This window comes from Pseudomonas cremoris, assembly GCF_014230465.1.
Map to the genome: position 1 here is coordinate 384,275 of NZ_JAAXCY010000006.1, position 18,290 is coordinate 402,564.

Annotated in this window: 17 protein-coding genes; 13 read left to right on the forward strand and 4 right to left on the reverse strand. The window is 59.0% G+C overall.

All coding sequences use genetic code 11. The features are described 5' to 3' along the window. The first annotated feature begins 96 nt into the window (after window positions 1–96). Window positions 97–567, forward strand: coding sequence for an Lrp/AsnC family transcriptional regulator (locus HF257_RS17805; protein WP_185709781.1), 471 nt, complete (start codon window positions 97–99; stop codon window positions 565–567). A 47-nt stretch (window positions 568–614) separates the two neighbouring features. Here HF257_RS17805 and HF257_RS17810 read toward each other — a convergent pair whose 3' ends face one another. Next, window positions 615–1,982 (reverse strand): CYTH domain-containing protein, encoded by a 1,368-nt coding sequence (locus HF257_RS17810; protein ID WP_185709780.1) that lies wholly within the window; start codon window positions 1,980–1,982, stop codon window positions 615–617. Window positions 1,983–2,140: 158 nt separating this feature from the next. Between HF257_RS17810 and argE the strand changes: the two genes are divergently transcribed. After that, on the forward strand, window positions 2,141–3,289 hold the full coding sequence (gene argE / locus HF257_RS17815; protein ID WP_185709779.1) for an acetylornithine deacetylase: 1,149 nt from the start codon (window positions 2,141–2,143) through the stop codon (window positions 3,287–3,289). Window positions 3,290–3,424: 135 nt separating this feature from the next. Then, window positions 3,425–4,726: an amino-acid N-acetyltransferase gene (gene argA / locus HF257_RS17820; protein ID WP_185709778.1), complete on the forward strand. Its 1,302-nt coding sequence runs from the start codon at window positions 3,425–3,427 to the stop codon at window positions 4,724–4,726. 130 nt (window positions 4,727–4,856) lie between these two features. Here argA and tauA read toward each other — a convergent pair whose 3' ends face one another. After that, a complete protein-coding gene (tauA, locus tag HF257_RS17825; RefSeq protein ID WP_185709777.1) occupies window positions 4,857–5,843 on the reverse strand; it encodes a taurine ABC transporter substrate-binding protein in 987 nt (328 codons plus the stop codon). 373 nt (window positions 5,844–6,216) lie between these two features. Here tauA and HF257_RS17830 point away from each other — a divergent pair, with 373 nt between their 5' ends. The 8 genes from HF257_RS17830 (at window position 6,217) to HF257_RS17865 (ending at window position 13,418) form a co-directional block, all read left to right on the forward strand. Continuing rightward, entirely contained in the window at window positions 6,217–7,578 is a 1,362-nt protein-coding gene (locus HF257_RS17830) for an OprD family porin (RefSeq protein ID WP_185709776.1), read from the forward strand. A 290-nt stretch (window positions 7,579–7,868) separates the two neighbouring features. After that, on the forward strand, window positions 7,869–8,507 hold the full coding sequence (locus HF257_RS17835; RefSeq protein WP_032884255.1) for a peroxiredoxin: 639 nt from the start codon (window positions 7,869–7,871) through the stop codon (window positions 8,505–8,507). Window positions 8,508–8,745: 238 nt separating this feature from the next. Beyond that, entirely contained in the window at window positions 8,746–9,339 is a 594-nt protein-coding gene (ssuE, locus tag HF257_RS17840) for an NADPH-dependent FMN reductase (RefSeq protein WP_124526829.1), read from the forward strand. Window positions 9,340–9,434: 95 nt separating this feature from the next. Then, on the forward strand, window positions 9,435–10,403 hold the full coding sequence (locus HF257_RS17845; RefSeq protein ID WP_185709775.1) for a sulfonate ABC transporter substrate-binding protein: 969 nt from the start codon (window positions 9,435–9,437) through the stop codon (window positions 10,401–10,403). Between the two features lie 25 nt (window positions 10,404–10,428). Further along, complete coding sequence (gene ssuD / locus HF257_RS17850; protein ID WP_122488699.1) at window positions 10,429–11,577, forward strand: FMNH2-dependent alkanesulfonate monooxygenase; 1,149 nt, start codon at window positions 10,429–10,431, stop codon at window positions 11,575–11,577. Between the two features lie 8 nt (window positions 11,578–11,585). Further along, window positions 11,586–12,371, forward strand: a complete 786-nt coding sequence (gene ssuC, locus HF257_RS17855) for an aliphatic sulfonate ABC transporter permease SsuC (RefSeq protein ID WP_185709774.1) — start codon at window positions 11,586–11,588, stop codon at window positions 12,369–12,371. Next, the gene (ssuB, locus tag HF257_RS17860; RefSeq protein WP_185709773.1) at window positions 12,368–13,174 is read left to right on the forward strand and encodes an aliphatic sulfonates ABC transporter ATP-binding protein; all 807 of its coding nucleotides are present in this window, start codon (window positions 12,368–12,370) and stop codon (window positions 13,172–13,174) included. The genes ssuC and ssuB overlap by 4 nt, the downstream gene beginning before the upstream one ends. A 28-nt stretch (window positions 13,175–13,202) precedes the next feature. Next, window positions 13,203–13,418: a TOBE domain-containing protein gene (locus HF257_RS17865; RefSeq protein WP_003213899.1), complete on the forward strand. Its 216-nt coding sequence runs from the start codon at window positions 13,203–13,205 to the stop codon at window positions 13,416–13,418. Between the two features lie 151 nt (window positions 13,419–13,569). Here the strand turns inward: HF257_RS17865 and HF257_RS17870 are convergent, their stop codons facing one another. Next, window positions 13,570–14,199: a TetR/AcrR family transcriptional regulator gene (locus HF257_RS17870; RefSeq protein WP_185709772.1), complete on the reverse strand. Its 630-nt coding sequence runs from the start codon at window positions 14,197–14,199 to the stop codon at window positions 13,570–13,572. Between the two features lie 226 nt (window positions 14,200–14,425). Continuing rightward, window positions 14,426–15,802 carry a glutamine synthetase family protein gene (locus HF257_RS17875; protein WP_003213894.1) on the reverse strand — a complete coding sequence of 459 codons (1,377 nt, stop codon included), beginning with the start codon at window positions 15,800–15,802 and terminating at the stop codon, window positions 14,426–14,428. Between the two features lie 278 nt (window positions 15,803–16,080). Between HF257_RS17875 and HF257_RS17880 the strand changes: the two genes are divergently transcribed. Continuing rightward, complete coding sequence (locus HF257_RS17880; protein ID WP_185709771.1) at window positions 16,081–16,860, forward strand: gamma-glutamyl-gamma-aminobutyrate hydrolase family protein; 780 nt, start codon at window positions 16,081–16,083, stop codon at window positions 16,858–16,860. Between the two features lie 39 nt (window positions 16,861–16,899). Next, on the forward strand, window positions 16,900–18,258 hold the full coding sequence (locus HF257_RS17885) for a glutamine synthetase family protein (protein WP_185709770.1): 1,359 nt from the start codon (window positions 16,900–16,902) through the stop codon (window positions 18,256–18,258). Window positions 18,259–18,290 lie beyond the last annotated feature (32 nt).

Genomic DNA, 18,290 nt, shown 5'->3' on the forward strand with positions numbered 1-18,290 from the left:
TTACATTCGCCACGGGAGATTTCTTATCTAAGATGAGCATTAATAGCAGATGATTGAATCGTTTAATCCAAGTTAAGCAATTTCATAGGTATTTTTATGCATAGCGAGTTGGACGCCTACGACCGCCGCATCCTGGCCCTTTTGCAAGAAGACGCCTCGCTGTCCAGTGCACAGATCGCCGAACAGGTGGGCCTGTCTCAATCGCCATGCTGGCGGCGGATTCAGCGGCTCAAGGAGGAGGGGGTGATTCGAGGCCAGGTCACCCTGCTGGACCGCAAGAAAATTGGCCTGAACACGCAGATTTTCGCCGAGGTCAAACTCAACGCCCACGGGCGTTCCAACTTCACTGAGTTCACCGACGCGATTCGCGGGTTTCCGGAAGTGTTGGAGTGTTATGTGCTGATGGGGGCAGTGGATTTTCTGTTGCGCATCGTGACGGCGGATATTGAGGCGTACGAGCGGTTCTTCTTTGAAAAGTTGTCGATGGTGCCGGGGATTCAGGAGGTCAATTCGATTGTGGCGCTTTCTGAGATCAAGTCGACCACCAGCCTGCCAGTGTTGCGCTGAAACTGTGGGAGCGGGCTTGCTCCCACATTTGACCGAGTTGCCTGATATTACAGACGCAGCAACGTCTTCCAGGCCCGGTTCTGATACACCGCAATCGCCTGATGCATCCGCGCATCCAGCGACTCATCGGTGATCGGCTGGTTGGCCAATTGCGCCAGCTTGTTCAACTCACCGTACAAACGGTCCAGCTCCGGAATGTCCACCACGTGACGCGCATGGTGCAGCCACGCCTGGATACGCTCGATACGCGGCAGTTGCTCAGCCAGGTCTTCCGGCTGTTGCTGGTAGCGCGGCAGTTGCAGGGCGACGGCGTCGTCGGCCAGCAGGCGCGGCAACCAGTTGGTGATTTGCGCGGCGCCCTGGCGGTTGCCACGCACATTGCGGTCGGCGGTCCAGGTGCGGGCCAGCAGCCAACGTGAAGCGTTCAGCGAGAACAGGCCCCAGCGCACATCTTCCAATTCTTCGGCGAATTGCTCCGGTGCGGCTTTGCGGATGTCTTCGTCGTCGTCACCGGCTTGCACCAGTGGACGCCAGTCTTCCAGCAGGGCATCGAGTGCGCTGCGCAGTTCGCTGGTGGATTGACGCGGTGCGGCCTGGCCGAGGCTGCCGACCAGGGCGCGCAGTTCGCCGAGGTTGTCGACCCAGTCTTGCAACAGGCGCCAGTGGCCATTGAAGCGGTATTGCTCGGCGAGGCGCTGGCTGCTGCCCAGCAGGTGCCACATGATCGCGGCGAAAGCATCGTCCAGTGGCATTTCGGCGTGGATCTGCGGCGCTGGCAGGCTCAGTGAATAGCTGCTCGCGTCGTACAGGCGGTAGCCGCGCTCGGCCTTGCTGATATCGCACGGCATCAGCGCCAGGGTGGCGGCCAGTTCGGTGGCCAATTCCAGCAGGGCTGCCGGTTCGCCTTCGCGCAGTTCCAGTTCCAGCTCGCAGATTTCTTCCTTCTGCTTGCCGACCACCACGTGGCCCAGGTCCAGGGCGGCTTCGATCACCACCTTGGCCTTGCCGCGACCCCAGGCGATTTCGGCGCGTTCACGCACGAAGTCGGTGGTGAAGATCGGCTTGAGGGTCTTTTTGTCCAGCTCGGCCAGTTGCTCGGGCCAGCATTCGCCGTCGAGTTTCTTCACGTCGAGCTTGGCTTTGGGCAAGTCCCAGTTGTACTCGTTCCGCTCCGACAAGCCAGCGATGCTTTGGCCGCGGGTCTTGAGGGTCTGGATGATGTCGTCACCGTCCTTGCGCAGGCGCAGGGCGACTTTGGCCTGGGCCAGGTCGCGCTCGGGGGTGTCGAAATACTGGTTCATCAACTCACGGCGTTCCCAGCCACTTTTGTTGCGTTTTTTCAGTAACGGGTGCTCACGCAGCGCGGCGAGTGTTTCGCGGCTGACGCGGAGCTTGATTTCGGTTTCTTTCTGCATGGCCGGAAAATCCAGGATCGGGAGCGCAGCCGGGGAAAAGTGTGGCTGCCAAGGTCGTGCAGTGTACAGGACTGAGCCCGGCAACGTGCCGCAACGGTTTATTGTGTCGTGCAGATGGCTCTATAGTGGGGCTCATCCGGGAAGTTGAGAGACCGCGCATGCCGTTACCGTCCATGAAAGAGCAGTTCGCCGCGCTGATTGCCGCGCCATCGGTCAGTTGCACCCAAGCGTCTCTCGACCAGAGCAACCGCCCGGTGATCGATTTGCTCGCCGGCTGGCTGGGAGATCTGGGTTTCGCCATCGACATCCAGCAAGTCAGCCCCGGCAAGTTCAACCTGTTGGCCAGCTTCGGCAGCGGTCCCGGCGGCTTGGTGCTGGCCGGTCACAGCGACACCGTCCCGTATGATGCGGCGCTGTGGAAGACCGATCCGCTCAAGCTGACGGAAGTCGACGGCCGCTGGGTAGGATTGGGTAGTTGCGACATGAAGGGCTTTTTCGCGCTGGCCATTGAAGCCGTGTTGCCGCTGCTGGACCAGCCGTTCAAGCAGCCGCTGCTGATCCTTGCCACCTGCGATGAAGAAAGCTCCATGTCCGGCGCCCGTGCGCTGGCCGAGGCGGGGCGCCCGCTGGGTCGTGCGGCAGTGATTGGCGAGCCGACGGGCCTCAAGCCGATCCGCCTGCATAAAGGCGTGATGATGGAGCGCATCGATATCCTTGGCCAAAGCGGCCATTCGTCAGACCCAAGCCTGGGCCACAGCGCCCTCGAAGCCATGCACGATGCCATCGGCGAACTGCGTGGCCTGCGCCTGGCTTGGCAGCGCGAATACCGTAACCCGCAATTCAGCGTGCCGCAGCCTACGATGAACTTCGGTTGTATTCATGGCGGCGACAACCCCAACCGCATCTGCGGCCAGTGTTCGCTGGAGTTCGACCTGCGGCCGTTGCCGGGCATGGACCCCCAGGTGCTGCGCGATGCCATTCGGCAGAAGCTGCAACCCTTGGCCGAGCGCCATCAGGTCAAGATCGACTACGCGCCGTTGTTTCCCGAAGTACCGCCGTTTGAGCAGCCCGAAGACGCCGAGTTGGTGAGGGTTGCGGAACGATTGACCGGTCATCGTGCCGAAGCAGTAGCGTTCGGCACCGAAGCGCCTTATCTTCAGCGCCTTGGTTGTGAAACCCTGGTGCTCGGCCCCGGCGATATTGCCTGCGCCCATCAGCCGGGCGAGTACCTCGAAATGTCACGCTTGACGCCTACAGTGCGTCTATTGCGAGAACTGATCGAACATTACTGCCTGAAACCTGCATAAATTAACCCCTGCCTGTTCGTACATAGAAGGAGAGCGAGCGTGTCGCCAAGCCTGTTCCGACGATAACCATCAGCCCGCTGTGCGTTTTCACGATTCATCCTTTTTCGGCTGCTTTTTATTACAGGCCCAGGTGTTATGCCCGAATACGTCAATTGGCTTCGTCACGCTTCCCCTTACATCAACGCTCACCGGGACTGCACCTTCGTGGTCATGCTGCCCGGCGACGGTGTGGAACATCCCAACTTCGGCAATATCGTCCACGACTTGGTGCTGCTCCACAGCCTGGGCGTGCGGCTGGTGCTGGTGCACGGTTCGCGCCCGCAGATCGAAGCGCGTCTTGAAGCGCGTGGCCTGGTCCCGGCTTACCACGAAGGCTTGCGCATCACCGATGCGCCGACCCTTGAATGTGTGATCGATGCGGTGGGCCATCTGCGTATCGCCATCGAAGCGCGCCTGTCCATGGATATGGCCTCGTCGCCGATGCAGGGTTCGCGCCTGCGGGTGGCCAGCGGCAACCTGGTGACTGCGCGCCCGATTGGTGTGCTTGAGGGCGTGGATTATCACCACACCGGCGAAGTGCGCCGTGTCGACCGCAAGGGCATCAACCGCTTGCTGGACGAGCGCTCCATCGTGCTGCTGTCGCCGCTGGGCTACTCGCCGACCGGTGAAATTTTCAACCTGGCCTGCGAAGACGTCGCTACCCGTGCCGCCATCGACCTGGGTGCCGACAAGTTGCTGCTGTTTGGCGCTGACATGGGCCTTATCGATGAGCACGGCCGCCTGGTGCGTGAGTTGCGTCCACAACAAGTGCCGGCGCACCTGCAACGCCTTGGCAAAAGCAACTACCAGGCCGAACTGCTCGATGCGGCCGCCGAGGCCTGCCGTGGCGGAGTAGGGCGCAGTCATATCGTTAGCTACGCCGAAGATGGCGCCTTGCTCACCGAGCTGTTCACCCGGGACGGCGGCGGTACGCTGGTGGCCCAAGAGCAATTCGAGTTGGTGCGCGAAGCGGCGATTGAAGACGTGGGCGGCTTGCTGGACCTGATCAGCCCGTTGGAAGAGCAGGGCATTCTGGTGCGCCGTTCGCGGGAAGTGCTGGAGCGCGAGATCGAGCAGTTCAGCGTGGTAGAGCGCGAAGGCATGATCATCGCCTGTGCGGCGCTGTACCAGATCGCGGATTCGGATGCGGGCGAGCTGGCGTGCCTGGCGGTGAATCCCGAGTACCGCCATGGCGGGCGCGGGGATGAGTTGCTGGAGCGCATCGAAACCCGTGCGCGGGCGCAGGGTTTGAAGACGTTGTTCGTCCTTACCACGCGTACCGCCCATTGGTTCCGCGAACGCGGCTTTGTGCCGAGCAGCGTGGATCGCCTACCGTCGGCGCGGGCGTCGCTATACAACTATCAGCGCAATTCGAAAATTTTCGAGAAGGCCCTGTGAGTCGGGCCTAAAAATACACGCGGTCTAAAATGTGGGAGCGGGCTTGCTCGCGAAGGCGTCGTGTCAGTCAATACATGTGTTACTGACACACCGCCTTCGCGAGCAAGCCCGCTCCCACATTGGATTGCGTTTAGTCTCGGGCAAATTTGTCCGTCACATAAGCCGAATAATCCGGCAGCACCGTTTCAACCTTCCCCTGCTCCTTCAAGAACTTCGCCGTCTCCCCAATCGCCTTCGCGGTGCCCCCTTTAAGCAGCGCATCGGTTTGCTGCGCCTGGGCATCCGGGAACGTGGTGCCAGCCAGCAGTTCGGGAATGTCCGCAGCATTTGAACCTGTCAATTTGGCGATTTTTTGCACCGGTTCAGAATCCACTGTCCAGCCGTCTTTATGGGCGGCGTATTCAGCGAAGGCGTCCAGCGTGACCTTGGCAAACTTGGCCACTACGTCAGGATGTTTTTCCGCGAAGTCCTTGCGTGCCACCCACACCTCGAACGTGGGCGCGCCCCACTGACCCACCTGGGCCGCGTCTGTCAGGGTTTTTCCGGTCTTGCGGATTTCGCCAAGCGCGGGCGACCACACGAACGCGCCGTCGATATCGCCACGTTTCCACGCGGCAGCAATTTCGGCGGGTTGCAGGTTCACCACTTTGACTTTTTTGCTGTCCAGGCCCCAATGCTTCAAGGCGCCGAGCAGGCTGTAATGAGAGGTCGAAACGAAAGGTGTGGCGATGGTCTTGCCAATCAGGTCTTCGGGTTTGTCGATGCCGCTGCCGTTGCGCACCACCAATGCTTCAGAAGCATTGATCTGCGCCGATACGATAAACGCCACGATCGGTAGATTGCGCGAAGCCGCTGCTGCCAGAGGGCTGGAGCCGAGATTGCCGATCTGCACGTCGCCGGAGGCGATAGCCGTTACGACTTCTGGCCCACTGTTGAATCGACGCCAGGCAATTTTCTCGCCAATCGCCTTTTCATAGAGGCCGTCGGCCTGGGGAACCTTGCTTGGATCGATGCCGGTTTGGTAGCCGATAGTTAAATCGGCCGCTTTGACACCAAAAGAAAGTATTAGTGACACAAAAACTGTAACAAATTGACGGGAGGATGTGCCTTTGGCCATGATGGCGTCGCCTTTTTGATCGTGGGTGACGTGTGAAACCCTACGGCCACACTAATCGATCTAAAAAAGCGCTAACAAATACCCTTTAGGCATTAGCTTATGGAGCGGTTTGTCCCCCCCCCGGACCTTCCCGCCTCATGGAAAGTCTTATGCCTAAATCGTATGAAAAAGAATGAAACAATTCTTTTTGGGTGTATGAAAAACTCATTACCCTGCAGGGACCAAATTAACTGCGATTAGACGAAGGTAGTAGACACACAAGGTTACGATTGACTTGGTAGTCACTATCCGGTGCTAATCGCGCATCTGTGGATCAAGGGCGTCAGACCCGAGACCAAAGAAATACAAAAATTAGAAATGAGAGGAGCGGTACATGAAGAAGTCAACATTGGCGCTGGCTGTGGCTGTCGCTGGCATTGCCCAACAGGTCAGCGCTGCTGGTTTTATCGAAGACAGCAAAGCCACCCTGGGTCTGCGTAACTTTTACATCAACACTGATAACCGTGATGGTCACCGCGGCACATCCAACTCGGCTAGCAAAAACGCCGAGTGGGGCCAAGGCTTCGACCTGCGTTTCATCTCGGGTTACACCCAAGGTACTGTCCAGTTTGGTGTTGATGCGATCGGCCTTTACGGCGTACGCCTCGATTCCAGCCATGCAGAACACGGTAACTACACTGGCACCGCTTCCGGTGGCACCGTGTTCCCAAGCGATGGCAACACTGCGGTCAATGATTTCGCCAGCCTGGGCGTGACCGGTAAGGTCAAGATCTCCCAAACCGAACTGAAGCTGGGCACCCTGCAGCCTAAGCTGCCGGTTATCGTGACCAACGATGGTCGTCTGCTGCCACAAACCTTCCAAGGCGGCCAGATCACCACCAACGACATCAAGGATTTGACACTGGTTGCCGGCCAGATCGAAAAAGCCAAGGGTCGTAACTCCAGCAACAACGAAAACCTGTCGATTGCTAGCGCAAACGCCAGCTCGAACTACAGCGCTGGCAAGTTCAGCAACAAGTTCTACTACGCCGGTGGTGACTACAAGCTGACCAAAGACCTGACTGCCCAGTACTACTACGGCAATCTGGAAGACTTCTACAAGCAGCACTTCCTGGGCCTGACCCACAACTGGGCAATCGGCCCAGGTGTATTGAAGTCTGACCTGCGTTATTTCAACAGCTCTGACGACGGTAAAAACGGCAACACCGCTGCTTACTACACCAGTGGTAACTACCAGGGTTTTGCATCAGGCAGGGGTAAGGTTGATAACAACCTGTACAGCGGCCTGTTCCTGTACACCGTTGCCGGTCACACCTTTGGTGGTGGTTACCAGGTGAGCAATGGCAGCAGCGACTTCCCTTGGTTGAACCAGGGCGACGGTTCGTCGGCTTACATCACTACCGACATGCAAATCCAGAAGTTCGCCCGTGCTGGCGAGCGCACCTGGCAAGCACGTTACGCTTACGATTTCGCTAAAGTCGGCGTACCTGGCCTGACTGCCGGTGTTGTTTACCTCAAAGGTACCGACATCGACACCGTCACCTCCACCCGTGCTGAGCTGACCGGTCAATCCGAGTGGGAACGTGACATCACTGTTGCCTACGTAATCCCGGAAGGCCCGCTGAAAAACCTCGGTGTTGCCTGGAAAAACGCTATGTGGCGTACCGACCTGGCGAACACCCGTTCCCAGGACGAAAACCGCCTGATCGTCAGCTACTCGCTGCCACTGTTCTAGTAGCGTGAAGCTGTTGTAAGTCTGTAAAACCTTGCCCGGCCTTTGCCGGGCAAGGTTGCTTTACTTTCAAGTCGGGCTAAACCCCCGCAAGCCCTTCCTGAATCCCTCTTGTACAGCGTCTCAAGGCCTTCTCGAACCTTGAAGCGGATGTTGCTCCTCGCCCGCTGCGGCGTCCAATGAACAGATTTTTAATATTCCTTTATAGTCTAGATAAATCGATATTTATTCTTTTTAAATAAACTCCAATGCATGCACAGTAGGCTCCATAAGCACTCACCAGGAGCCACACCATGAGCCTAAGACTGGGCGACATCGCCCCCGACTTCGAACAGGATTCCAGCGCCGGCAAGATTCGTTTCCACGAATGGTTGGGCGATAGCTGGGGTGTGTTGTTTTCTCACCCGGCGGACTTCACCCCGGTGTGCACCACGGAGCTGGGTTTTACCGCCAAGCTCAAGGACGAATTCGCCCAGCGCGGCGTCAAGGCCATCGCGCTGTCGGTAGACCCCGTGGACTCGCACCACAAGTGGATCGAAGACATCAACGAAACCCAGAACACAATCGTCAACTTCCCGATCCTGGCCGATGCCGATCGTAAAGTGTCGGACCTCTACGACCTGATCCACCCGAACGCCAATGACACCCTCACCGTGCGCTCGTTGTTCGTGATCGACCCGAACAAAAAGATTCGCCTGACCATCACCTACCCGGCCAGCACCGGCCGTAACTTCCACGAAATCCTGCGTGTGATTGATTCGTTGCAGTTGACCGACAACTACAAAGTCGCCACGCCCGCCAACTGGCAGGACGGTGATGAAGTGGTGATCGTGCCGTCGCTCAAGGACGAGGAAGAGATCAAGAAGCGCTTTCCCAAAGGTTACCGCGCAGTGAAGCCGTACCTGCGCCTGACCCCGCAGCCAAACCGCTGATACCGTCATTACAGGCAACACAAAATTTGAGTAGGACCCGTCTCACAATGCAGGGGTTTTCAGGCCGTTTTCACGGCCTTTTTTTTCGCCTGGCGATTAATAAGCCTTATATGCATTTAAAGAATAAACACATGAAAAAATGAGATTTAAAGATATATAAATCAACTGATATGGTCTGTTCCATCTTGGCGCCATCGCCACACAGCGAACCGCCGGCACTTGCTCAAGGAATTCCTGCATGTTGGTCGTAACACTTGGAGGCAGTCCCAGCCAGCGCTCCCGCTCCGGGGTCCTGCTGGAAAAAACCCGTCAGTGGCTGCAAGACAAAGGTGTGGAAGTGGTGAGTTACCAGATACGGGACTTCCCGGCTGAAGACTTGCTGCATGCACGCTTTGACAGCCCCAAGGTCATTGACCTGTTGCAGCAAGTGGCCAACGCCGATGGCCTGGTGATCGCTACGCCGGTGTACAAGGCCTCGTTCTCCGGTGCACTGAAGACCGTGCTGGACCTGCTGCCCGAACGCGCCCTGGCCCACAAGATCGTCTTGCCGATGGCCACTGGCGGCAGCATCGCCCACATGCTGGCGGTGGACTACGCCTTGAAACCGGTGTTGTCGGCCTTGAAAGCCCAGGAATTGCTCCACGGCATCTTTGCCGAAGACAGCCAGATCGCTTACGCCGAAGGCAGTGCCCAGGCGCAATTGGTGCCGGTACTTGAACACCGTTTACACGAGGCCCTGGAGACGCTGTACGGCGCCATGGCCCGCCGTCCTAAACCGCTGGACCCCCATGTGTTGAATGAACGTTTGTTGAGTGCTCGCTGGAGCATTTGAGCCTTACCGTTTTGTAGAAGCACTCACCTTACTCAGCCGCCAACGGCCAAGCAGGTGCAGCCAACCCCCTTATCGCACTATGTGGAGAGAGCGCCATGCGCACTGTCATCTTGCGTCGTGGTCTGGTCGCACTGTTTGCTGCGGCTGTGTCCTTCGGCGCCATTGTTCAAGCCCAAGCCGCCGAGACCCTGCGGATCGGTTATCAGAAATACGGCACCCTGGTGCTGCTCAAGGCCAAGGGCACGCTTGAAAAGCGCCTGGCCGCCCAAGGCGTGAACGTGCAGTGGACCGAGTTCCCTGGCGGCCCGCAATTGCTTGAAGGCCTGAACGTCGGCTCCATCGACTTCGGTGTCACCGGCGAGACGCCACCTGTGTTCGCCCAGGCTGCCGGCGCCGATCTGCTCTACGTCGCCTACGAGCCGCCGGCACCCACCAGCGAAGCGATCCTGGTGCCGAAAGACTCGCCGATCAAATCCGTGGCCGAGCTCAAGGGCAAGAAAGTCGTGCTCAACAAAGGCTCCAACGTTCACTACCTGCTGGTGCGTGCGCTGGAAGATGCCGGCCTGAAATACACCGACATCCAGACGGTGTTCCTGCCGCCCGCCGATGCCCGTGCCGCGTTTGAACGTGGCAGCGTGGACGCGTGGGTGATCTGGGACCCGTACCAGGCCGCCGCCGAGAAACAACTGCAAGCCCGCACCCTGCGTGACGGTACTGGTATCGCCGACAACCATCAGTTCTACCTGGCCACCAAGCCCTACGCCGAAAAACACCCGGAAGTGATCAAGGCGCTGGTGGAAGAAGTGCGCGCTGTGGGCGAGTGGTCCAAGGCCAACCCCCAGGAAGTCACCGAACAAGTTGCTCCGCTGCTCGGCCTGCCAGCTGACATCACCCTGACCTCGGTGAAACGCCAAGGCTACGGCGCGCTGTTCCTGACCCCGGAAGTGATCGCCGCCCAGCAAAAAATCGCTGACACCTTCTACCAACTCAAATTGATCCCCAAACCCTTGAGCATCAGGGACGTGATCTGGACTCCACCCGCCGCCGTTGCCAAAGCGCCGTAATCCGACTTCTTCAGGAGACAACTCCATGAGCCTCAATATTTTCTGGTTCCTGCCTACCCACGGCGACGGCCATTACCTTGGCACCGCCGAAGGCGCTCGCGCCGTTGATCACGGTTATTTGCAGCAAGTGGCCCAGGCCGCTGATCGCCTGGGCTTTGGCGGGGTGCTGATTCCCACCGGTCGCTCCTGCGAAGACTCGTGGTTGGTGGCTGCGTCGCTGATCCCGGTGACCCAGCGTTTGAAATTCCTTGTCGCCCTGCGCCCCGGGATCATTTCCCCGACGGTAGCGGCGCGTCAGGCTGCGACCCTGGACCGTTTGTCCGGCGGTCGTGCGCTATTCAACCTGGTAACCGGTGGTGACCCAGAAGAATTGGCCGGCGATGGATTGTTCCTGAGCCACGAGGAGCGCTATCAAGCCTCGGTGGAATTCACCCGCATCTGGCGCCGTGTGCTGGAAGGCGAAACCGTGGACTACGACGGCGAGCACATCAGCGTCAAAGGCGCCAAGTTGCTCTATCCACCGATCCAGCAGCCGCGTCCGCCGCTGTACTTCGGCGGCTCCTCCGACGCGGCGCAGGACCTGGCAGCCGAGCAGGTGGAAATGGTACTGACTTGGGGCGAGCCTCCGGCCGCTGTGGCGGAAAAAATTGCACAAGTGCGGGCCAAGGCTGAAAAGCTCGGGCGCACCCTGCGCTTTGGTATTCGCCTGCATGTGATCGTGCGCGAAACCAACGAAGAGGCATGGAAAGCCGCCGACAAACTGATCTCCCATGTGGACGACGACACCATCGCCCGTGCCCAAGCCTCGCTGTCGCGCTTTGACTCAGTGGGCCAGCAACGCATGGCTGCCTTGCACGGCGGTAGCCGCGACAACCTTGAAGTCAGTCCAAACCTCTGGGCTGGCGTAGGCTTGGTGCGTGGCGGGGCCGGTACTGCGTTGGTAGGCGATGGCCCGACCGTTGCGGCACGGGTCAAGGAATACGCCGACCTGGGTATCGACACGTTTATCTTCTCCGGTTATCCCCACCTGGAAGAGTCGTATCGGGTCGCTGAGTTGCTGTTCCCCCACCTGGATATCGAGCGTCCCGAGCTACCCAAAGGCGCTGGGTATGTGAGCCCGTTCGGCGAAATGGTCGCCAACGATATCCTTCCCAAAGCTGCGTCGGCGAGCTGAGGCAGCCCATGAACTATGAAAAATTGAGCCATCGCGTGGCGCCCTGGGTGCTGCCGATCTTATTGCTGGCGATATGGCAGTTGTCGGTGTCGGCGGGTTGGTTGTCGACGCGCATTCTGCCAGCGCCCAGCGCTGTGATTGCAGCCGGGGTTCATCTGGTGGCCAGCGGCGAGATCTGGACTCACCTGGCCATCAGCGGTTGGCGTGCGGGCCTGGGCTTTGTGATCGGTGGCAGCATCGGTCTGGCCCTGGGCTTTATTACGGGCCTGTCGACATGGGGTGAACGCCTGCTGGACAGCTCGGTGCAGATGATTCGCAACGTGCCGCATTTGGCGCTGATCCCGCTGGTGATCCTGTGGTTTGGCATTGACGAGACGGCGAAGATTTTCCTGGTCGCACTCGGCACGCTGTTCCCGATCTACCTGAATACCTACCACGGCATCCGCAACGTCGACCCGGCGTTGGTGGAAATGTCGCGCAGCTATGGCTTGTCCGGGTTCAGCCTGTTTCGTCAGGTGATCCTGCCGGGCGCGCTGCCGTCGATCCTGGTGGGCGTGCGGTTTGCCCTGGGCTTTATGTGGTTGACGCTGATCGTGGCGGAAACCATCTCGGCCAGCTCCGGCATCGGTTACCTGGCGATGAACGCCCGTGAATTCCTGCAAACCGACGTGGTGGTACTGGCCATCGTCATGTACGCCATCCTCGGCAAGTTGGCCGACCTGGCCGCCCGTGGCCTGGAGCGTGTGTGGCTGCGCTGGCACCCGGCTTATCAAGTAAAAGGAGGTGCGGCATGACTGCTCAACAACCTCCACGCCTGCTCAAAGGGATTCCGCTGGCGGTACGCAAATTGCGCAAAGCCTTTGGTGCGCGTGAAGTGCTCAAGGACATCGACCTGCATATTCCGGCAGGCCAGTTCGTGGCCGTGGTCGGTCGCAGCGGTTGCGGTAAGAGTACCTTGCTACGCCTGCTGGCCGGCCTCGATAAAGCCAGTGGCGGCGAGCTGCTGGCCGGCTCCGCACCGCTGAGCGAAGCGATTGAAGACACGCGGTTGATGTTCCAGGAAGCGCGCCTGCTGCCGTGGAAAAAGATCATCGACAACGTAGGCCTGGGCCTTAAAGGCAACTGGCGCCCCAAAGCCTTGGAAGCGCTGGAAGCGGTCGGCCTGGCCGAGCGTGCCAATGAGTGGCCGGCGGCGTTGTCCGGTGGCCAGAAGCAACGTGTGGCCCTGGCTCGCGCGCTGATTCACCAGCCGCGCCTGCTGCTGCTCGATGAACCGTTGGGTGCATTGGATGCCCTGACCCGCATCGAGATGCAGCAACTGATCGAAAACCTCTGGCAGAAGCACGGTTTCACCGTGTTGCTGGTGACTCACGACGTCAGCGAAGCCGTCGCCATTGCCGACCGGGTGATCCTGATCGAAGACGGCGAAATCGGTCTTGACCTGATTGTCGACCTGCCACGCCCACGGGCGCGTGGCTCGTATCGCCTGGCTGCGCTGGAAGCCGAAGTGCTTAATCGTGTGTTGTCGTTGCCCGGCACACCACCTGAACCCGAACCTGTTTCACCGCTGCCTACGCAATTGCGTTGGGCTCAATAACTCACTTGTCCTACGAAGAGAGAACGACATGACTATTAAAGCGATCAACGTACGTAACCAGTTCAAAGGCACCATCAAGGAAATCGTCGAAGGCGACGTGCTGTCGGAAATCGACGTGCAGACCGCCTCGGGCATCGTGACTTCCGTGATCACCACCCGCTCGGTCAAAGAGCTGGAATTGGTGATTGGCAGTGAGGTGATTGCCTTCGTTAAATCCACTGAGGTGTCGATCGCCAAGTTGTGATTGAGATTGGCGGTGCTCTTTAGGCCGTCTTCGCGAGCAAGTCGAATCGTCGCACCGCCGCTCCCACAGTTGACTGCATTCCAAAGTTGGAACTCGGTCAAGTGTGGGAGCGGGTTTGCTCGCGAAGAGGCCAGCCCAGCCACCAAAAGACTCAACGCTTGGGCAGATAAGCCGGTAAATACAGCCCCACATACGCATCAAACACCCGCATCCCTTCCTCCGCCATACGCGGCGTGATCAGCCCATGCTGATGCACCGAGCGCGCATACACGCGGTCACTGAGCTCCAGCGCCAACGCAAACACATCCACATCGCTTGGCAGTGTCGGCACTTCAAAGTGGCGGTTGAATACCGCAAGCATCAAATCACCCAACTCCAAGTCATGCTGACGGTCAGCCTGAGTCACCTCGGTCAGCCCATGTTGCGCCAGGATCAACTGGCGGGCGGCGGCGTCCTGGTCATAGATGGTGAGCATGCGGTGCTCGACGATGTAGGACAGGTCCCGCCAGTGCTTGAGTGATTCGTGGTCGATAGGTGCCTGGATGGCCGCTCGGAAAGCGGCATGCACATCGGCGGTCAACGCCTCTAGAAGCGCCGGCACGCTGGCGAAAAAGTGGTACACCGACGACGGTGGAATCTGCGCCCGCTCGGCCACGCTGTAGATCGACAAACCGGCCACGCCTTCGGCGGCCAGCAAGGTGCGGGCGGCGTCGAGAATCGCGTCGATCCGGGCCTGGCTGCGGGCGCGGGGTTTGCGAGGGGCGGCGGGACGGGTGGTCATGGAAGTCTCCTACAAGGCAGCGGGCATTGTATGAGCAGGAATCTGTGTTGTCTGCCAGGCCGCCTTCGCGAGCAAGCCCGCTCCCACATTTGACCGCATTCCCATATTGGAAATCGGTCAAATGTGGGAGCGGGGTTTGCGAAGATGCCACCTCGGTCTCTTGGTAAAAACCCAAAAAAAACGCCACAGACCAAAAGCCTGTGGCGTTTTTTATTGCAGCCGCCGTTTAGACGGTATGCAAGTACCAGTTGTACTCAAGGTCGGAGATGGAGTGTTCGAACTCCTCCAGCTCACTTTCCTTACAGGCGACGAAGATATCGATGTATTTAGGATCGATGTACTTGGCCATCACCTCGCTGTCGTCCAACTCGCGCAAGGCATCACGCAGGTTGTTCGGCAGGCTCTGTTCGTTCTGTTCGTAGCTGTTGCCTTCCACCGGTGCGCCAGGCTCGATCTTGTTGGTCAGGCCGTGGTGCACGCCTGCCAGGACCGAAGCCATCAGCAGGTAAGGGTTGGCGTCGGCACCGGCCACACGGTGTTCGATACGTACGGCGTCGGACGAGCCGGTCGGTACGCGAATCGCCACGGTGCGGTTGTCCAGGCCCCAGCACGGCGAGTTCGGCACGTAGAACTGTGCGCCGAAACGACGGTAGGAGTTGACGTTAGGGCACAGGAACGCCATTTGGGCGGGCAGGGTCTCCAGCACACCGCCGATTGCGTGACGCAATGCGGCGTTCTGCTCGGGATCCTCGCTGGCAAAGATGTTCTTGCCGTCCTTGTCCAGAATGGAGATGTGCACGTGCAAACCGTTGCCTGCCTGGCCTGGGTAAGGCTTGGCCATGAAGGTGGTGTCCATCTCATGGTCGTAGGCGATGTTCTTGATCAGCCGCTTGAGCAATACCGCGTAGTCGCACGCCTTGATCGGGTCGGCGACGTGGTGCAAGTTCACTTCGAACTGCGCCGGGGCACTTTCCTTGACGATGGCGTCGGCGGGAATGCCTTGCTCCTTCGCACCTTCCAGAATGTCCTGGAGGCAGTCGACGTATTCGTCGAGGTCGTCGATCAGGTAGACCTGTGTCGAGTGCGGGCGTTTGCCGGAGATCGGCGAGCGGGGCGGTTGTGGGCGGCCGTTCACGTTCTCCTGGTCGATCAGGTAGAACTCAAGCTCGAAGGCAGCGCAGATGGTCAGACCGAGGTCGTCAAATTTGCTTACAACTTGGCGGAGCACTTCGCGCGGATCGGCGAAGAAAGGTTCACCTTCAAGTTCGTGCATGGTCATCAGCAGTTGCGCGGTAGGGCGCTTTTGCCAAGGTTCATTGCACAGGGTGTCAGGGATCGGATAACAGATTCGGTCAGCATCACCGATGTCCAGACCCAGGCCGGTGCTTTCCACCGTCGAGCCGTTGATATCCAGGGCAAATAAAGAGGCAGGCAGGTTAATGCCCTTCTCGTAAACCTTGTGGAGGCTGGTGCGTTCGATGCGCTTGCCGCGCACCACACCATTCATATCCGCAATTAGAAGGTCTACGTACAGAACCTCAGGATGATCCTTAAGGAACGCGTTCGCTTCGTTAAGCTGAACGGCACGCGGGGGTACCGACATGATGCAACACCTTTGTTGTTAAAAATATCAATCATTGATCTTTTCTGGTTTCAGTCAACCCGAACGGCATGCCGAAGTCAAGCGAGGCCTTTTTTGCCCTAAAAAAGCGCCTCGGAGGCTTTTTTGGGGCTTTTTGGGGCAGTTTTTTGGGTTTGAGGGGCTTGGGACTCGCAGGCTTGAGCGGGCCGTGTTGTATTTTTTACGGGGGTGTTGTGTAAAAAAATGAACAAGGCTAAGCTCGATTCAAACCCATAACAGCAATAATACCGGGGTGCTTCATGTCTCGCCTGCCGTTAATCGGCGTCACCGCCTGCTCCAAACAGGTTGGTCTGCATGCTTATCACATCAGTGGCGACAAATACGTCCGTGCAGTGGCCACCGCTGCCAAGGGCTTGCCATTGATCATTCCGTCCCTTGGGGATTTGTTCGAACCGGCCAATATTCTTGACGGTCTGGATGGCATCCTGTTTACCGGCTCTCCCTCCAATATCGAACCCTTTCACTACGACGGTCCGGCCAGCGCGCCCGGGACTGCTCATGATTCTGCACGGGACCAAACCACCCTGCCGCTGTTGCGCGCCGCGATTGCCGCAGGCGTACCGGTGCTGGGCATCTGTAGGGGTTTCCAGGAGATGAACGTGGCCTTTGGCGGCAGCCTGCACCAGAAGGTTCATGAAGTGCCGGGCATGATGGATCACCGTGAAGACGACACCCAGCCGCTGGACGTTCAGTACGGCCCGGCGCATGCCGTGGCGATCTCCCCGAATGGGGTATTGGCAAGCCTGGGGTTGCCGCCGACGATTCAAGTCAACTCGATTCACAGCCAGGGCGTTGACCGCCTTGCGCCCGGCTTGCAAGTCGAAGCCACGGCGCCCGATGGCTTGATCGAAGCTTTTTCTGTGAAGGCGGGCAAGGCTTTTGCTTTAGGAGTGCAATGGCACCCCGAATGGCAGGTAAGCTCTAACCCGCACTATCTCGCGATCTTCCAGGCATTTGGCACCGCCTGTCGAAAGCGGGCGATGCAACGCGACGCGGATGCTGCGTCAACCAACGCCTGACCTTTAATGGATGTCAGGAAACCCAGCCCAGAGGCATTTATGAGTAACAACCTCGACCAGCTCACCGATTGGTTGAAAGACCACAAGATCACAGAAGTCGAATGCATGATTGGCGACCTCACGGGCATCACCCGTGGCAAGATCTCGCCGACCAACAAGTTCATCGCCGAAAAAGGCATGCGCCTGCCCGAGAGCGTTCTGTTGCAGACCGTGACCGGCGACTATGTCGAAGACGACATCTATTACGAATTGCTCGACCCGGCCGACATCGACATGATCTGCCGCCCCGACCAGAACGCGGTTTACCTGGTGCCCTGGGCCATCGAGCCCACCGCCCAGGTGATCCACGACACCTACGACAAGCAAGGCAACCCGATCGAGCTGTCGCCACGCAACGTGCTCAAGAAAGTCCTCCAGCTCTACGCCGATAAAGGCTGGCAGCCCATCGTGGCGCCGGAGATGGAGTTCTACCTGACCAAGCGCTGCGAAGACCCGGACTTCCCGCTGCAACCGCCGATCGGCCGTTCCGGTCGCCCGGAGACCGGTCGCCAGTCCTTCTCTATAGAAGCCGCCAACGAATTCGACCCGTTGTTCGAAGACGTCTACGACTGGTGCGAACTGCAGGAACTGGACCTCGACACCCTGATCCACGAGGACGGCACCGCACAGATGGAAATCAACTTCCGTCACGGCGATGCGCTGTCCCTGGCCGACCAGATTTTGGTGTTCAAGCGCACCATGCGTGAAGCCGCGCTCAAGCACAACGTGGCCGCCACCTTCATGGCCAAGCCCATGACCGGCGAGCCCGGCAGCGCGATGCACCTGCACCAGAGCATCATCGACATTGCCACCGGCAAGAACGTCTTCTCGAATGAAGACGGTACCATGAGCCAGCTGTTCCTCAACCACATTGGCGGCTTGCAGAAGTTCATCCCTGAATTGCTGCCGTTGTTTGCCCCCAACGTGAACTCGTTCCGCCGCTTCCTGCCCGATACCTCGGCGCCGGTGAACGTGGAATGGGGCGAAGAAAACCGCACCGTCGGCCTGCGCGTACCGGATGCTGGCCCGCAGAACCGTCGTGTGGAAAACCGTCTGCCGGGTGCCGACGCCAACCCGTACCTGGCGATCGCCGCCAGTTTGCTGTGTGGCTACATCGGCATGGTCGAAGGCCATAACCCGAGTGCGCCGGTGGTGGGTCGTGGTTACGAGCGGCGCAACCTGCGTCTGCCGTTGACCATCGAAGACGCCCTGGAGCGCATGGAAAACAGCAAGACCATCGAGAAATACCTGGGTCAGAAATTCATCACAGGCTACGTCGCGGTCAAGCGGGCCGAGCATGAAAACTTCAAGCGCGTGATCAGTTCGTGGGAGCGGGAATTCCTGCTCTTCGCCGTCTGATGCGCCGGGCGCGCCCTTTAAACGGCGCGCCC

Bases quoted from the DNA above. Each gene is read 5' to 3' on its own strand.
- HF257_RS17805 (WP_185709781.1), top strand. From the start codon at position 97: ATGCATAGCGAGTTGGACGCCTACGACCGCCGCATCCTGGCCCTTTTG.
- HF257_RS17810 (WP_185709780.1), bottom strand. From the start codon at position 1,982: ATGCAGAAAGAAACCGAAATCAAGCTCCGCGTCAGCCGCGAAACACTC.
- argE (WP_185709779.1), top strand. From the start codon at position 2,141: ATGCCGTTACCGTCCATGAAAGAGCAGTTCGCCGCGCTGATTGCCGCG.
- argA (WP_185709778.1), top strand. From the start codon at position 3,425: ATGCCCGAATACGTCAATTGGCTTCGTCACGCTTCCCCTTACATCAAC.
- tauA (WP_185709777.1), bottom strand. From the start codon at position 5,843: ATGGCCAAAGGCACATCCTCCCGTCAATTTGTTACAGTTTTTGTGTCA.
- HF257_RS17830 (WP_185709776.1), top strand. From the start codon at position 6,217: ATGAAGAAGTCAACATTGGCGCTGGCTGTGGCTGTCGCTGGCATTGCC.
- HF257_RS17835 (WP_032884255.1), top strand. From the start codon at position 7,869: ATGAGCCTAAGACTGGGCGACATCGCCCCCGACTTCGAACAGGATTCC.
- ssuE (WP_124526829.1), top strand. From the start codon at position 8,746: ATGTTGGTCGTAACACTTGGAGGCAGTCCCAGCCAGCGCTCCCGCTCC.
- HF257_RS17845 (WP_185709775.1), top strand. From the start codon at position 9,435: ATGCGCACTGTCATCTTGCGTCGTGGTCTGGTCGCACTGTTTGCTGCG.
- ssuD (WP_122488699.1), top strand. From the start codon at position 10,429: ATGAGCCTCAATATTTTCTGGTTCCTGCCTACCCACGGCGACGGCCAT.
- ssuC (WP_185709774.1), top strand. From the start codon at position 11,586: ATGAACTATGAAAAATTGAGCCATCGCGTGGCGCCCTGGGTGCTGCCG.
- ssuB (WP_185709773.1), top strand. From the start codon at position 12,368: ATGACTGCTCAACAACCTCCACGCCTGCTCAAAGGGATTCCGCTGGCG.
- HF257_RS17865 (WP_003213899.1), top strand. From the start codon at position 13,203: ATGACTATTAAAGCGATCAACGTACGTAACCAGTTCAAAGGCACCATC.
- HF257_RS17870 (WP_185709772.1), bottom strand. From the start codon at position 14,199: ATGACCACCCGTCCCGCCGCCCCTCGCAAACCCCGCGCCCGCAGCCAG.
- HF257_RS17875 (WP_003213894.1), bottom strand. From the start codon at position 15,802: ATGTCGGTACCCCCGCGTGCCGTTCAGCTTAACGAAGCGAACGCGTTC.
- HF257_RS17880 (WP_185709771.1), top strand. From the start codon at position 16,081: ATGTCTCGCCTGCCGTTAATCGGCGTCACCGCCTGCTCCAAACAGGTT.
- HF257_RS17885 (WP_185709770.1), top strand. From the start codon at position 16,900: ATGAGTAACAACCTCGACCAGCTCACCGATTGGTTGAAAGACCACAAG.